This is a genomic window from Acinetobacter sp. Q186-3 (genome assembly GCF_013420655.1).
GTDB lineage: Bacteria > Pseudomonadota > Gammaproteobacteria > Pseudomonadales > Moraxellaceae > Acinetobacter > Acinetobacter indicus.
On record NZ_VOXS01000011.1, the window covers coordinates 39,281 to 55,229 of the forward strand.

A 15,949-nucleotide genomic window follows, 5' to 3' on the forward strand; every position below is an offset into this window, starting at 1 on the left:
ACTACAATTTATTCATTTATGTTAAAGACGGAATACAGTAAAACCTTGAGCTGTTAATTCATCACGGTTAAATAGACTTTTGACATCAGCAATCACAGGTTTAGGATTATTTACATAGCTACGTAGCTGCTCCGGGCTAAGATGGCGGAACTCATTATGTCCGACAGCAACAACTAAGCTGTCTACAGGATGCTCTGCATCAATAATTGAAAGCTCCACCCCATACTCTTGTCGTACTTCTTCTGCATCTGCCCATGGATCACAGACTACAACCTGTGCACCCCAAGTTTGAAACTCTTTAATCAGGTCTTCAACCTTGCTATTACGGATATCTGGACAATTCTCTTTAAAGGTAATCCCTAATACACCAATTTTTGCACGCGGAACATCAATACCATTTTTAAGCATATGTTTAATTGTATTACGCGCCACATAACGTGCCATATTGTCATTAATACGACGCCCAGCCAAAATCACCTGTGGATGGTAACCGACTTCTTCAGCTTTATGGGTTAAATAGTAGGGATCGACGCCAATACAATGCCCACCAACCAAGCCTGGACGGAATGGCAAAAAGTTCCACTTACTGCCTGCGGCTTCTAGCACATCCAAGGTATCAATACCAAGCCGATCAAAAATAACCGATAGCTCATTCACCAAGGCAATATTTAAGTCACGTTGGGTATTTTCAATGACTTTTGCTGCTTCTGCGACTTTAATACTCGATGCTTTATGCGTACCTGCAGTAATAATACTGCTATATACCTGATCTACCAGTTCAGCGACCTCCGGGGTAGAGCCTGAGGTAATTTTTTTAATTTTAGTCAGGGTGTTAACTTTATCACCCGGATTAATTCGCTCTGGGCTATAACCTGCAAAAAAATCCTGGTTAAATTTTAAACCCGATATTTTTTCTAAAACAGGAATACAAACCTCTTCAGTCGCACCTGGGTACACAGTAGACTCATACACCACAATATCGCCTGGGTTTAATACCTGACCAATCGTTTCGCTGGCCTTTTGTAAAGGGGTTAAATCAGGTCTATTAACATGATCAACGGGGGTCGGAACCGTCACAATAAAAAAGTTGCAGCTTTTTAAATCATCTAAATTAGCTGAATAAGAGAGCTGGGTCGCCTGTTGTAGTTCTTCTGGTGATACTTCTAGGGTATGGTCTTGACCACTTTGTAATTCTTCAATCCGTTTTTGCTGAATATCGAAACCAATTACTGGAACTTTTTTTCCAAATTCCACGGCAAGTGGCAAACCAACATAGCCTAAACCAATAACGGCAATTTTCAGGTCAGAGAGCTGTAGCATTTTAACGCCTTATTTATCTACGTATATTTATGAAGAGCAAATCTTTCGGCGGGAATGTTAGCAGAAAATCATGAATGTTCTGTTATGATTTTTAGCCAAAAAATCTAAAATGCTTCCTTTTGTGTCTGTTTTTTGCAAATCATCTTTCTATAATTTTGCGGTGTCTCACAATTTAGATACTTTTTGCCTCATTTTACTGGCTATGCTTGCGTATACTTTCGCAATCTACTTACAATTTGTTATATACCCTTAAAATAACTTCGGTAAACTATTTTTTATTTTTTATGATTTTAGAAAAATCGAGAACGGGAATACGTGTGAGACAATTTAAATCTATAATTCTACTGTCTTTTTTGGTGACAGCAAGCGGGTGTGCAGTCACCTCCGGCTTACAGACCTATGACTTACCGGCAGAGGGTGTCTATCAAACAGACTTGGGGACTTCGGTGAATGTGGTCCGACTTACTCAAGATACTGTACTCGGTTTGCAACCGGCCGTACAAAATATTCAGCAAGATTATGCTCACCTGTTTACCCAGTCACATCGCAACTATAGCCTCAGCCCAGGCGACATCCTGTCGATCTATTTATGGGCTTACCCAGAAATTACCCCACCTACCAATACCATTAGTAATGAACAGGCTATACAGGCCAATGGTTATCAAATTGACCAAAGTGGCTATATTCAATTCCCGATTATTGGCCGCTATAAAGCTGCGGGCAAATCTTTAAGTCAGGTGAATCATGAGCTACGTAGCCAGTTATCGCGTTATTTAAAAACGCCTGATGTAGTAGCACGGGTTCTGTCTTATCAGGGTCAGCGTTACTCGGTACAGGGTAATGTAATGAAAGGCGGCCAGTTCTATTTAAGTGATCAGCCGACCAGTGTGTATACTGCTTTAGGTCTGGCGGGTGGTGTCAATGCCCAGCAAGGCAATAATGCCTCGATTACCTTGGTACGTCAGGGGCAAACCTATCATTTAAACAGTATTGAGCTGGAACAAGCCGGTTTCTCTTTACATAACCTGCTGATTCAACCCAATGACACCCTATATGTGAACAGCCGCGAAAACCAGAAAATCTATGTCATGGGTGAGTCGGGTAAAAATCAGTCTTTACCGCTTCGAGATCAGGGCATGAGTCTGAGTGATGTCCTCGGTGAAAGTCTGGGCTTAAATCCACTGTCGGCCAGCCGTAGTAAAATTTATGTGTTACGCAGTCAGCCAAGTGGTGCACAAACCGAAGTCTATCATCTGGACTTAAGCAGTATTGCCGACTTTGGTCTGGCTAATCAGTTTAAAATGCGCAGTAATGATATTGTCTATGTCGATGCATCTGGCCTTGCGCGCTGGCAACGTGTCGTGAATCAGCTTATTCCTTTCTCTAGTGTCGTTTATCAACTAGATAATTTGGGTAAATAATGAAAATTAACAATATTCTGGTGGTCTGTATTGGCAATATTTGCCGTAGCCCGATGGCGGAATACTTTTTAAAACAGGAATTTCCGCATTTACAAATTGAATCTGCCGGTATTTCCGGGCTGGTCGGTCATGCAGCCGATGACAAAGCCAGCCTGTGCATGCAGCGTTTAGGGATTGATATGAGTCCGCATGTGGCCCGAAAGCTGAATGCCGAGCTGGTCAAGAAAGCCGACCTGATTTTAGTGATGAGTCAGAACCAGCAAAAACATGTGGAACAGACCTGGCCCTTTGCCAAAGGTAAAACCTTTAGACTCGGCCACTGGCAAAGTAAAAATGTGGCCGATCCTTACCAGCATGATCAGGCAGTATTTGATGAAACCTGCCAGCTGATTCAGGCCTGCATTGCAGACTGGAAAAAATATATTTAACTTTCGAACAAAAGACTATGAGCCAAAATACCAATACAGAAGATACCATTGACCTGAAGGAATTATTTTTCTCCTTAATTGCCCAGTGGAAACTGATTGCTCTCTGTGTCATTTTAAGTTTGGTCTGTGCCTTACTTTATTTAAGAACCACACCAGACACCTATCAGGTCGATGCACTGGTTCAGGTCGAAGAAAATAAAGGGGCATCTGCCGCCTTATTGGGCGATTTGTCCGATATGATTGAGCAGAAATCACCGGCTCAGGCCGAAATTGAGATTCTGAAATCGCGTCTGGTACTCGGTACCGTCATTGATCGCCTGAATTTAAATATCCGAATTAGCGGCACAGAAGACAGTTTCTGGAATCGTTTACTGAATAAGCATGAGTATGACAGTGAGTATTCAGGCAAATCGGTGCTGTTTAAAGATAACCAGAAAAGCTTTGATGTACGCAGCTTTGAGATTCCAGATTACTATCGTGATAAAAATCTAATCCTTAGTTTCTCACAGGGTAAATTTAATTTAACTGATGAAGAAACTGAACAGGTGGTCTTTTCTGCCCCACTGAACCAGATTAGCCAGTTACAGTCTGAGTATGGCCTATGGAAAGTCGGTATTTATAGTCAGGACAGCTTTGATAGCACTTATTTAATTCAAAAACAAAGCCTGCCTGCAGCCGTTCGTAGCTTGCTCGCTGACTATTCGGTGGCCGAAAAAGGTAAACTGACCGGTGTGCTGGGCCTCAACTACCAGGGTACTGACAAGCAGCATATTACCCAGGTGCTCAATGCCATTTTAGCGGCCTATAGTCAACAGAATATTGAACGTCGCTCGGCTGAAACCGCACAAACCTTAAAATTCCTGGAAGATCAGCTACCGGAACTGAAACAACAACTCGATGTCGCTGAACGTGAATTTAACCGTTTCCGCCAGCAGTACAATACGGTCGATGTCACCAAGGAATCAGAGCTGTATCTGACCCAAAGCGTGACCCTGGAAACTCAAAAAGCCGAGCTGGAACAAAAAGTGGCTGAAGCCTCAGCTAAATATACGGCTGAACACCCAATCATGCAGCAAATGAATGCCCAATTATCGGCCATTAATAAAAAGATTAATGAGCTAGATGGAACTTTAAGACGCTTACCAGAATTGCAACGCCAGTATCTGCAACTGTTCCGCGAAGTGGAAGTCAAACAGCAGCTATATACCGGCCTGCTTAATTCTTATCAGCAGTTACGTATTGCCAAAGCCGGTGAAATTGGCAATGTCCGTATTGTCGATACCGCGGTGGAACCGATTGAACCAATTAAGCCAAAGAAATTACAGATTCTCATTTTATCAATTTTCCTGGGTGGTTTCCTCGGCACACTAGTGGCCTTATTACGTAATATGCTGCGTAGTGGTGTTAAAGATTCTACCCAAATTGAAAATGAACTGGACTTACCAGTGTATGCCACTGTGCCGCGTTCGCCTGTACAGGAAAGCCAGATTAAACTGCTGAAGAAGAAAAAGAATATTCCAATTTTGGCCGTCAAGCATAGCGATGATATTGCCATTGAAAGCCTACGCAGTATGCGTACCGCCATTCATTTTGCCTTAAGCAGCGCCAAGAACAATATTATTATGGTTTCTGGTCCTGCACCGGAAGTCGGTAAATCCTTTATTTCAACCAACCTGGCGACGATTCTGGCGCAAAGCAATAAGCGTGTATTACTGATTGATGCTGACTTGCGTCGTGGCTATATGCATAAATACTTCAATATTCAAACCCAACCGGGTCTGGCAGACTACTTAAATGGTCAGACTGAGTTAAGCCAGGTCATTAAAGCTACGGAAGTATCCGGTCTAGATGTAATTGCCCGTGGCAAGAGTCCGGCCAACCCGTCTGAACTGCTGAGTACTACACAATTTGCGACGATGCTGAATCAGCTGTCAGAACAGTATGATCATATTCTGATTGATACTCCACCAATTCTGGCCGTCACAGACGGGATTATTATTTCCCAGCATGCCGGGGTGAATCTGGTGATTGCACGCTATGCCAAGACACAAATGAAAGAGCTTGAATTGACCATCAACCGTTTTGAACAGGTGGGTGTGAAAGTCAATGGTATTATCCTGAATGATATTCAGCGCTCCAGTGCAGGCTATGGTTATGGCTATAACTATTCCTATGCCTATAAAGCCAATAAGGATAATGACTAATTTTGCAGTGACCGATTGCTTTAAAAATCTCGCTACGGCGGGATTTTTAATCTTCCCAGATTACAACTCTACTCAACAGTTTGCATTGAAAAAATAAACTCGTCCGCCTATGGTGTGGAGAGCAAAAACTCCTGAGAATCAAAAATGCGTCTATCAAAAATATTGCTTGCGACCCTTGCCCTCAGCTCATCCCTGACCTTTGCCCAAGGGATTGTGCTGAATGACCAGAACCTGCGTACCGACCTGAATTGGCTGAACCAGCAAGGGGTGATTCAGATCAGTACCTCCACCTGGCCCATGAGTGGTGATGAAATTCAGCGCGCCCTGTCTCAGGCGAAAATCAGTAATTCTGTCCAGCAAAAAGTGGTGGATGCTGTCCTCACCCATTTAAATGCCGATAATCAGCTCTTGAAAGCTGCGCTATTTGCAGAAACTGATCATAAGTATCTGCCTCAAGCCTTTGGCGATCAGGAAAAATCACAATATCAGGCTGGTCTGGAACTGAATGCTGGCGGCAGCCAATGGGATGCCCGATTGCGGGTGAATGCCGAAAAAGACCCGCAGATTGATCATGATCAGGATGTGAATGTTGAAGGCTCTTATATTGCCGGGAAACTCTGGAATCAGTGGCTGATTGCCGGCCAGATTCCGACCTATTGGGGACCCGGTCATGAGGGGAGTCTGATTCGTGGCGATGCCAGCCGCCCAGTCTATGGTATTACTGCACAGCGGGCAGAACAGACTGCTTTTAGCAGCAAATGGCTGTCCTGGATTGGACCATGGCAATACCAAGCCTTTGCCGGTCAGCTGGACCATTATGATGCAGTCCCGGATGCCAAACTGATTGGCCTGCGTGTTACTGCCCAACCGCTTCCCTATCTGGAACTGGGTGCTTCACGTGCTATTCAGTGGGGCGGTGAAGGACGTCCGGAAAGCTTGAGCTCACTCTGGGATGCGTTTGTTGGCAACAAAGACAATGGTGGCACGGGTGAACCCGATCCATCGAATCAGATTGCCGGTTTTGATGCGCGTTTAAGCTTACAACCTTTAGTGCAAATGCCGCTGGGTGTCTATGCCCAGTATGTCGGTGAAGATGAAGCCGGCGGCCTGCCCGCGAAAAAAATGTATCTGGCCGGGGTAGATTATTCATCTAGCTACCAGAATATGCCCTACCAGCTGTATAGCGAATGGGCCGACACCCGTACCAATGGCAAGGCACAAGGAATCTCCTATAATCACACCAATTATAAGGGCGGTTTCTATCAGCATGGCTACCCATTAGCGCATGCAATGGGCGGCGATGGCCAGATGATCTCAGTGGGCGGCGATATCCGTTTTGATCCTTTAAACCGTCTGCATGGCCGGGTGCTGTTTGCTAAATTTGATCAAGCAGCCAATCGACCAGGTAGCCGTCAAACAAACTATGCTTTTCCTGAGCAAGATGAGCTAACAGCTTTAGATATCACCTGGACACATTACCTACGTCCGGATATTCCACTTAAACTGAATGGCTGGTTGGGTGACTCAGACCTACATGGTAAAGATGGCGGCGCCTCAATCGGGATTGAATTCCCGCTGGAAAAAGGACTGTTTAGCTACTAAGGCCGTTAAATGTCGTTTTAAAGACTCAGATCAGCACTATTTCAATACACTTTCTGAGTCTGCTGATGCCTGACCCGTCTAAAACCAGACGGGTAGTTTTTATCTTAAAATCGCTGGTAAGGGCCGCTCACGACCCGGCAGACTCAGCTCCAGTTTCATTTTTTGCAGCATCTGATAAGGCTGCTGCTGCACAAACATATTCACAAAACTGGTTGGAATCGAACCGGCCGGATCGGCATAACCATAGGTAGACACCTTAACCCGGTTGGCCCCCAGTTTTTGAAAGGTCCAGTCGCCTTCATAATGGGTTAAACGCACATAGCTCGGGTTTAAGGGATAACCCTGGCTGACCGCCTTGTTCTGAATATGAATCACGCCTTGAGCATCTTTAAACATTCTGCCTTTGACCACCAGATCACGGTCTTTTAACGGAAAAGGAAAATCCAGCACCATATACAGCAGGAACTCACCTTTCTGGTCATCACGCGACAGTACCTTAACGCTGCCCATATACGGCACCCAGCTAATGGCATGCTCCACATCTAGAATCAGGCTGGCGGCTTTTTCAATCGAGACCGGAAAAGTGGTTTCGGCCTTGTACAAAAATACCGGGTTTTGCGGATGCTGATAGGTCCAGACCTTAATATTATTTTTATGAATATTGAGTTTGGCATTCTGCAAATTCTGGGCGGGTACACTCGCCGCCATGGCGAGCGCACCGGCTAATACAATCCATTTTTTCATTCCATTGTTCATCTTATTTTAGTTTTAGTGTTGTTATAACGGATTTTACAGCGGTTTTAAACTTGAATATCGTTAAAACCCAAGACATCTTTCATGTCATATTTACGCGCATCACGACCGACGACCCAGGCAGCAGCACGCACGGCACCGGCAGCAAAGTTCATCCGGTTGGTGGCTTTGTGGGTAATTTCGACGCGCTCGCCTTCACCAATAAACATGGCGGTGTGTTCACCGACAATATCGCCGCCACGAATGGTCTGGAAACCAATACTTTGACGCTCACGCGGACCGGTATGCCCTTCACGATGATAGACCGCATCTTTTTTCAGGTCACGGCCCAAGGTTTCTGCAATTGCTTCACCCATCATGAGTGCAGTACCTGATGGCGCATCGACTTTATGACGATGGTGCGCTTCAATCACTTCAATATCTACCGTATCGCCAAACACTTTCGAGGCCAGTTCCAGCAGTTTGATTGAGACATTGACGCCGACAGAATAGTTGGCTGCATACACCACCGGAGTTTGTGTTGCCGATTCATCCAGATAGGCTTTCTGTTCATCATTCATGCCGGTGGTGCCAATCACAATTGCCACGCCAGCTTCACGACAAATTTTCAGATGGTTCACCGTGGCTGCCGGTGCAGTAAAGTCGATGACCACGTCACACTGCTTTACCACCTCTTCCAGACTGCCAACCACTTTTACACCCAGGCTACCAATGCCCGCAAGCTCGCCTGCATCTGCACCGATTAAGCTACTTTCCGGACGTTCCACCGCAGCTGCAAGTTGATAACCGGCCTGCTCAACGGCTTGAATAAGGATGCGTCCCATACGGCCACCGGCACCTAATACACCAATGCGTGGAGTTGCTGACATAACATATTCCTGATGTTGATTCGAAATTGTCCTTACTATATCAAAACTCCCTGCCCAGACTAAGCCGGCAGTCTAAAAAAGCCGAAAAAAACTAAGATGGCTCAACCGTAGCCCGCACACCCGGTAATTTAAAAATAGAAATTGAAAAGAAAGTTCTGATTTCTCGCGTTTTTTCACAAAAGTGCAAAATTGCTGCAGCAGACTAGCCGTCACGAATGAATAGAATAGAGATTATAAGGAGATCAAGCATGCATTCGAAACAACTGGGGATGGCAGTGTGTATGGGGCTACTGATGAGCTCGGCTTGGGCAGAACCGCCATTACAACCGGGTGATACCTTAGAAAGCCTGTCTCAGGTCCGCATTACCACCACTTTACAGCCAGCAGTATCGGCAGAAGAAGCAGCACAAGTGGCGTTAATTGATGCAATTGAAGAAGAACAAAGCGAACAGAGCACCGAGATGGCTGTATCTCAGGACGATGCGCTGGTGGCAGAAATTGACCCTGTGGAAGGGGTTTAATTTTTTACTCGCCATAAAAAAGGGAGATGATGTTCATCTCCCTTTGTGTTTGAGCGCGCTGTTTCAACTGGCTTAGTCAAACAGACGGTCAAAGAATGATTTTTTCTTTGGTGACGAATTGTTGTTATCGCCATCCAGCGTCGCTTGCAATTCTTTCAGCAGTTCACGCTGACGCGAAGTCAGGTTCACCGGGGTTTCCACCACAATACGGCACAGCAGATCGCCGACCATGCTGGTACGTACCGGTTTCACGCCTTTACCGCGCAGGCGGAACAGTTTACCGGTTTGGGTACCTTCCGGAATTTTCAGGCTCACCCGGCCATCCAGCGTCGGAATTTCAATTTCTTTACCGAGGGCAGCATCGGCAATTGAAACCGGCACATCCATATACAGATCGGCACCATCACGCTGGAAGATTTCATGCTCGCGCACCACCACTTCTACGTACAGGTCGCCGGCCTGGCCATCACGGATCGCTTCACCTTTACCGGTTAAACGTACGCGGTCGCCATTGTCGACACCGGCTGGAATGGTAACTTCCAGAGTTTGCTGACGGTCAGATACCCCTGAACCATGACATTTGTTACATGGGTTCTTGATGATTTTGCCCTGGCCACGACAGGTGCTACAGGTCTGCTGCACCGAGAAGAAACCTTGCTGCATACGTACCTGACCGGCACCATGACAGGTTTTACAGGTTTCGACATCATTCGGATTTTGTGAACCTTTACCATCACAGGCATCACACGGTGCAGGTGCGGTAAAACTGATGGTTTTTTTCACCCCTTTAACCGCTTCTTCCAGGGTCAGTTCCATCACATAGCGCAGGTCCGAACCACGGCGCGCACGTTGCTGACGGCCACCGCCCCCAAAGGCACCCCCAAAAATATCGCCGAACTGGCTAAAGATATCTTCGGCACTAAAGCCACCGCCGAAGCCACCACCGCCCATGCCGCCTTCAAAGGCCTGATGGCCCATACGGTCGTACATGCTGCGTTTTTCGCTGTCCGACAGTACTTCATAGGCTTCTGAAGCTTCTTTAAATTTTTCTTCAGCTTCCGGGTTATCTGGGTTACGGTCCGGATGATATTTCATCGCCAACTTACGGTAGGCTTTTTTAATTTCATCATCACTAGCGGTTTTAGCAACACCCAAAACCTCATAATAATCACGTTTAGCCATGTCTGGCGATGCTCCTCACGGAATTTTATTTAAGACTCAACTGAGGTCTGAAATTGGGGTTTATCCCAGATTTACAAGGGCAGGCAGCGAAAAAAATTTAGGCTGCTTAAAACACCGCCTTGTTTTTCATGAATTTACTTAAGCCTTTGATCCAGGCATTGAGTAAATATAAGAAGGCAATGGCGCTAAACACCACACCGGCAATGGTGGTCGCAGTGACCCAGGTGGCATCATTCCAGGCATAGAAAAATAGCGGAATAAACCACAGGGCAGCAAATACCGCCAAAATGGAGTAGATCATGACATTGCGCATGACCCAGAGTGCCTGGGCCTGTAACCAGACTTCGGTCTGATCGACCATCACCACTTTACGGGCCAGCCAGTAGGCAAAAATGGCGCTAATCAAGGTAAACAGGGCGAAAAACATGAAGACGTAAGAAAGAGCAATCGAACGACGTAACTTGGCTAAGCTATCTTGCTGCATGTGTGCTTCAACCCCATTTACTGCATGTTTGGTTTTATAATATGCAGTAAATTTACCTATTGAAAATTGTAAAAATGAAGGTGCTACTATATTGAAATTTTCAAGCTTTCGCACCTTATATTGACACAAAATCAGGCCATATTCTGATTTTTTTTCACTTTAAACCACTGCGCATACAGGGCCGGCAAAAAGAATAAAGTGAGCAGCGTCGCAATAATCAATCCGCCCATGATGGCCACCGCCATCGGGCCAAAGAAAATACTGCGCGACAGCGGAATCATGGCCAGCACGGCGGCCAGTGCAGTCAGCACAATTGGACGGCAGCGGCGCACCGTGGCATTGATAATCGCATCCCATGGCGCTTCACCGGCCTGAATATCCTGCTCGATCTGGTCAATCAGAATCAGCGAGTTACGCATGATCATCCCCGACAGCGCAATAGTGCCGAGCATGGCCACAAAGCCAAAAGGCTTATTGAACAGTAGCAGGAACAGCACCACCCCAATAATGCCAAGCGGCGCAGTTAAAAACACGATACAGGCCCGTGACATGCTTTTTAGCTGCAGCATCAACAGGGTAAACACCACCGCCAAAAACAGCGGCATACCGGCATTGACCGAGCTTTGTCCACGCGCCGATTCTTCCACCGTCCCGCCGACTTCCAGCAGGTAGCCGTTTGGCAACTGGCTGCGAATCTGCTGTAAGGGTTCGCTTAGCTCCCCCACCACCGTGGCTGGCTGTAAACCGCTGCTGATGTCAGCCCGTACGGTAATGGTCGGTAAACGGTTACGGTGCCAGATCAGGCCTTCTTCAAAACGGTATTCAATCTGGGCAATCTGGGCCAATGGCACACTGCTACCCTGCGTAGTTGGTACTGCCAGACTGCTGAGTGAACCAACATCGACCCGCTCGGCTGCATCACCGCGCAGGCGGATTTCAATCAGTTCACGTTTTTCCCGGTACTGGTCAATCGCGCTGCCAAGAATGGAACTGTTGAGGAAATTAGCTAGATCAACACTGCTGACGCCCATTTGCCGTGCCCGGTCCTGATCAATCTGTAGATGAATCACCTTGCTTGGCTCACCCCAGTCCAGATGGACATTGGTGGTGTTTGGATTGTCATCCACCTGAGCTGCGACCTGCTGCGCCCATTGCCGTACCTGAGCCAGATCTTCACCGGAAACCCTGAACTGGAGTGGATAGCCAACCGGCGGACCATTTTCCAGCAGCGACACCCGGGTACGCGCTTCCGGTAATAATTTACGAATCTGCTCATCCAGCGAACGGCGAATTTCATCCCGGTCTTCTAGCGATGAGGCCAGCACCACAAACTGGGCAAAACTGGTTTGCGGTAACTGCTGATCCAGCGGTAAATAAAAACGCGGCGAGCCAGTGCCGACATAGGCCACATAGTTATCAATCCCCTCCTGCTTGGCCAGGAACTGCTCGACCTTTTGTACTGCGGCTTCGGTGGCTGTTAACGAAGCGCCTTCTTCGAGTTTAAGATCAACCAGAATTTCGGCCCGGTTTGAGGGTGGGAAAAACTGCTGCGGTACCAGCTTGAACATCAAAATCGACAGCACAAAAATGCCTACCGTAGCGGCAATCACGGTTTTGCGGTAGGTCACACAGGTATCGACCCAGCGGCGAAAGCCCTGATAAAAACGGGTCTGATATGGATCATGCTGCTCACCGACATGATGCACCACAGGCGCTGGAGCGGGCTGCTTGCGTAAGCGTGCCCAAAGGCGCTGATACCAGCTGGCCTGTTGTGGCTGCTGATTAAAATCGGGCAGCAGTTTATCACCCAGATACGGCACAAACAGCACCGCGGCAAACCAGGACACCGCCAAGGCAATGGTCACCACTTGGAAGATGGAGCGGGTATATTCGCCGGTACTAGACGCGGCCGTGGCAATCGGTAAAAAGCCGGCCGCAGTAATCAGGGTACCGGTCAGCATTGGAAAAGCCGTGGTTTTCCAGGTAAAACCGGCCGCCTGAAGCCGGCTATAGCCCTGCTCCATTTTAATGGCCATCATCTCTACTGCAATAATGGCATCATCCACCAGCAGGCCCAGCGCCAGAATCAGGGCGCCGAGGGAAATCTTGTGCAGGCCGACATCAAACAGGTTCATGCCGGCAAAGGTCATTGCCAGCACCAGTGGAATGGAAAAAGCCACCACCAGACCGGTACGAAACCCGAGCGAGAAAAAGCTGACCAGCAGCACGATAATCACCGCCTCGGCCAGTACCTTCATAAATTCATTAACACTGTGCTTGACCGCCACCGGCTGATCCGAGACTTTTTGCAGCTGCATGCCCAGTGGCAAGGTCTGTTGTAGCCGCTGGAATTCGCTGGCCAGATTCTCCCCCAGCGCCAGAATATCGCCGCCTTTACGCATGGATACGGCAATGCCAATCCCGTTTTCGCCCATAAAACGCATTCGTGGCTGGGCCGGATCGCTAAAACCGCGGTAAATCTCAGCAACATCACCCAGCTGAATGGTGGTGCCATTGACCAGTAGCGGCATCTGCTGCAAGGCTTCAACACTGTTCAGCTGGCCACTGACCCGGACCTGAATCCGGTCGGTTTCGGTTTCAAAAAAGCCGGCACTGGCCATGCTGTTCTGCTGCTGCAATGCCTGCTGAATGGCGGTAACTGGAATACCGAGCTGGGCCGCTTTGGTATTGGACAGTTCAATCCAGATTTTCTGGTCTTGCAGGCCAATCAGTTCGACCTTGCTGACATCCTTGACCCGCTGCAATTGTAGCTGCAGGCGGTCGGCATATTCTTTTAAGGTGGCATAGTCAAAATCTTCGCCGGTCAGCACATAAATATTGCCGAAGGTATCGCCAAATTCATCGTTAAAAAACGGCCCCTGCACACCTTGGGGCAGTTCATGCCGGATATCATTGATTTTCTTACGCACCGTATACCAGATATCCGGAATTTGCCCGGAACGCAGCGAATCTTTGGCAATAAAGGTCACCATTGATTCCCCCGGACGCGAATAGGCCAGAATCCGCTCGTACTGCCCGGTGGTCATCAGCTCTTTTTCAATCCGGTCGGTGACCTGCAAGGACACTTCCTTGGCGGTTGCGCCCGGCCAGTAGGTCTGCACCACCATCACCTTAAAGGTAAACGGCGGGTCTTCACTCTGCGACAATTTGGAATAGGAATACATGCCAATAATGCCGAGCAGCAGCATGAAATACAGAATCAGGCCCTTGTTTTTTAAGGCCCATTCCGACAGGTTAAAGTTTAGCGGTGCGCTCATGCTTAACCCCCTGCCTGAAGCTTGACGGCACGGTTTTCCCGGTCAATCGGATGGATTTTTTGCTGATCGCGCAGCAGATGCACCCCACCCACCACCACATAGTCCGTTGGCTTCAGCCCGCTAAGTACCGGTACGCTGTCACGGCCATAAGCGCCCAGCTGCACATCTACTTTACGTAGTTGATGATTGGCACCCACCACCAGGACATAGGCCTGCTGGCCATTGGCCGAGATGCTGGACAGCGGTACGGTCAGCTGCTGCTGTGCATTGCCATTTAAAAACACCCGCGCACTTTGTCCCAGCTGAATGGCCGGATTGGCAGCACGCAGCGCCACCTTGACACTAAAAGTACGTGACTGGTCAGCTGCCGGTGAAATCTCCCGCACATAGGCTTCAAAGCGCTGATCCGGCTGTGACCATAAGGTGACCGTAGCCGGCTGACCGACTTTAATCTGGCTCATGGCCTGCTCGGGCACGCCAATCACCACTTCACGTTCACCGGAAATTGCCAGCTGATACGCCGCCTGACCGGCTGCCACCACCTGCCCCACTTCAATATTGCGTGCGGTAATCACCCCGTTTTTATTGGCCACCAGCCGGTTATATACGGTCTGGTTCTGCGCCACCGCATAATTGGACTGCGCCTGTTTCAGCGCCGCCACGGCAGATTTGTACTGATTGTCGATGGCATCGTATTGCGAGCGGCTAACCGCATTCATTGGCAACAGCTGCTGAAAACGTTGCAATTCATCTTGGGCAATTTTGGCGGCCGACTGGGCACTGTCGAGCTGGGCGCGCGCTGCATTCAGCTGTAACTGGGCATCTTTAACATCTAAACGTGCCAGCACCTGCCCGACCTTGACCTGATCGCCAACATCGACATAGCGTTCCACCACCTGACCACCGACCCGAAAGGCCAACGCGGTCTGCTGACGCGCCTGCACCTCACCAGCATAGCTTTTTTGTGCCTGATGACTGGAGGTGGGCTGGGCCACCATCACATAGGGAATATTCTGTTCAGTGCTGGCGCTGTCCTTGCTGCAACCGACCAGGGTGCTACACACCAGGATCAGGCTGAGAACTACCGTGTTAATCGTGCTCATGCGGTTGACTCTTATTTGTCAGATGTTTTTCAGGCAAAATAGCAATATATTAAAAATGATCAATTTTTAATTAATATACCGATGAGTACATTAATTGCAAGAAACAGCAAAACACAATGACTGTTTTTATTTTATTTAGGATATTTTCAGCAAATGAACGTCGGACGTCCCAAAGATCTCGAAAAACGCCAGCGCATTCTGGAATCGGCTAAATCCTTGTTTTTAAAGCAGGGCTATCATGGTTCGAGCATGAATGAAATTGCCCGCGATGCCGGCGTGACCAAACTGACGGTCTATAATCATTTTCAGGACAAGGCCACCTTGTTTACCTGTGCCATTGAAGATACCTGTGAAGCCCTGATTATGGCGCGTCCGCCGCAGCTCAGTGCCGACAGCAATTTCCAGCAGGCGCTGGCGCAGCTGTGTGCGCTGTCCCTGGAAATTGTCTATTTACCCGAAGCCATCAAGCTGGAATATCTGCTGCTCGATTTGGCCTCACAGCAAAGTCCGCTGTTACAGCAGTTTTATCAGGCCTCGCATCAAAAGCTGAACCAGGTCTGGCAGCACTTTTTCCAGCAGGCCATTGATTTAGGTTTTATCCATCAGATGCCGCTAGAACAGTTAATCCAGTTGATGTTGTCGTTATTACTCGGTCAGCGCCATCATGAAATTCTGCTCGGCATCCGCCCAATTCCGGCCACCGAGGAACAGCAGCAGCTGATCCAGTCCAGTATCCAGCTGTTCCTGCAAGCCATCTCCGAGTGACTGGCTGCCTAAGCCTTGA

The 15,949-nt window shown here is 48.0% G+C and carries 13 protein-coding genes; 6 read left to right on the plus strand and 7 right to left on the minus strand.

The features are described 5' to 3' along the window. Nucleotides 1–21 precede the first annotated feature (21 nt). Entirely contained in the window at nt 22–1,320 is a 1,299-nt protein-coding gene (gene tviB / locus FTT64_RS10345) for a Vi polysaccharide biosynthesis UDP-N-acetylglucosamine C-6 dehydrogenase TviB (RefSeq protein ID WP_180182334.1), read from the minus strand. A 317-nt stretch (nt 1,321–1,637) separates the two neighbouring features. Here tviB and FTT64_RS10350 point away from each other — a divergent pair, with 317 nt between their 5' ends. The 4 genes from FTT64_RS10350 to FTT64_RS10365 all read left to right on the plus strand — a co-directional run bounded on the left by FTT64_RS10350 (nt 1,638) and on the right by FTT64_RS10365 (nt 6,975). After that, a complete protein-coding gene (locus FTT64_RS10350) occupies nt 1,638–2,741 on the plus strand; it encodes a polysaccharide biosynthesis/export family protein (protein WP_180182333.1) in 1,104 nt (367 codons plus the stop codon). Next, nucleotides 2,741–3,169: a low molecular weight protein-tyrosine-phosphatase gene (locus tag FTT64_RS10355; RefSeq protein ID WP_004814137.1), complete on the plus strand. Its 429-nt coding sequence runs from the start codon at nt 2,741–2,743 to the stop codon at nt 3,167–3,169. Before FTT64_RS10350 ends, FTT64_RS10355 begins: the two co-directional genes overlap by 1 nt. A 17-nt stretch (nt 3,170–3,186) precedes the next feature. After that, on the plus strand, nt 3,187–5,373 hold the full coding sequence (locus FTT64_RS10360) for a polysaccharide biosynthesis tyrosine autokinase (RefSeq protein ID WP_180182332.1): 2,187 nt from the start codon (nt 3,187–3,189) through the stop codon (nt 5,371–5,373). Nucleotides 5,374–5,517: 144 nt separating this feature from the next. Continuing rightward, nucleotides 5,518–6,975 (plus strand): capsule assembly Wzi family protein, encoded by a 1,458-nt coding sequence (locus FTT64_RS10365; protein ID WP_180182331.1) that lies wholly within the window; start codon nt 5,518–5,520, stop codon nt 6,973–6,975. 99 nt (nt 6,976–7,074) lie between these two features. On the opposite strand, the gene FTT64_RS10370 is transcribed toward FTT64_RS10365, so the two are convergent. After that, nucleotides 7,075–7,719 carry an START domain-containing protein gene (locus FTT64_RS10370; RefSeq protein ID WP_180182330.1) on the minus strand — a complete coding sequence of 215 codons (645 nt, stop codon included), beginning with the start codon at nt 7,717–7,719 and terminating at the stop codon, nt 7,075–7,077. A gap of 56 nt (nt 7,720–7,775) precedes the next feature. Next, entirely contained in the window at nt 7,776–8,597 is an 822-nt protein-coding gene (gene dapB, locus FTT64_RS10375; protein WP_016658892.1) for a 4-hydroxy-tetrahydrodipicolinate reductase, read from the minus strand. A gap of 248 nt (nt 8,598–8,845) precedes the next feature. Here dapB and FTT64_RS10380 point away from each other — a divergent pair, with 248 nt between their 5' ends. After that, entirely contained in the window at nt 8,846–9,118 is a 273-nt protein-coding gene (locus FTT64_RS10380; protein WP_016658893.1) for a hypothetical protein, read from the plus strand. Between the two features lie 72 nt (nt 9,119–9,190). Here the strand turns inward: FTT64_RS10380 and dnaJ are convergent, their stop codons facing one another. From dnaJ to FTT64_RS10400, 4 genes are all read right to left on the minus strand, one after another. Beyond that, a complete protein-coding gene (dnaJ, locus tag FTT64_RS10385; RefSeq protein WP_104472330.1) occupies nt 9,191–10,300 on the minus strand; it encodes a molecular chaperone DnaJ in 1,110 nt (369 codons plus the stop codon). A 106-nt stretch (nt 10,301–10,406) separates the two neighbouring features. Beyond that, nucleotides 10,407–10,784: a hypothetical protein gene (locus FTT64_RS10390; RefSeq protein WP_005181203.1), complete on the minus strand. Its 378-nt coding sequence runs from the start codon at nt 10,782–10,784 to the stop codon at nt 10,407–10,409. A gap of 131 nt (nt 10,785–10,915) precedes the next feature. Continuing rightward, nucleotides 10,916–14,062: an efflux RND transporter permease subunit gene (locus FTT64_RS10395; protein WP_180182329.1), complete on the minus strand. Its 3,147-nt coding sequence runs from the start codon at nt 14,060–14,062 to the stop codon at nt 10,916–10,918. Between the two features lie 2 nt (nt 14,063–14,064). Continuing rightward, nucleotides 14,065–15,165 carry an efflux RND transporter periplasmic adaptor subunit gene (locus tag FTT64_RS10400; RefSeq protein WP_163143329.1) on the minus strand — a complete coding sequence of 367 codons (1,101 nt, stop codon included), beginning with the start codon at nt 15,163–15,165 and terminating at the stop codon, nt 14,065–14,067. A 153-nt stretch (nt 15,166–15,318) separates the two neighbouring features. On the opposite strand from FTT64_RS10400, the gene FTT64_RS10405 reads away from it, so the two are divergent. Next, complete coding sequence (locus FTT64_RS10405) at nt 15,319–15,930, plus strand: TetR/AcrR family transcriptional regulator (protein ID WP_180182328.1); 612 nt, start codon at nt 15,319–15,321, stop codon at nt 15,928–15,930. Nucleotides 15,931–15,949: the final 19 nt, after the last annotated feature.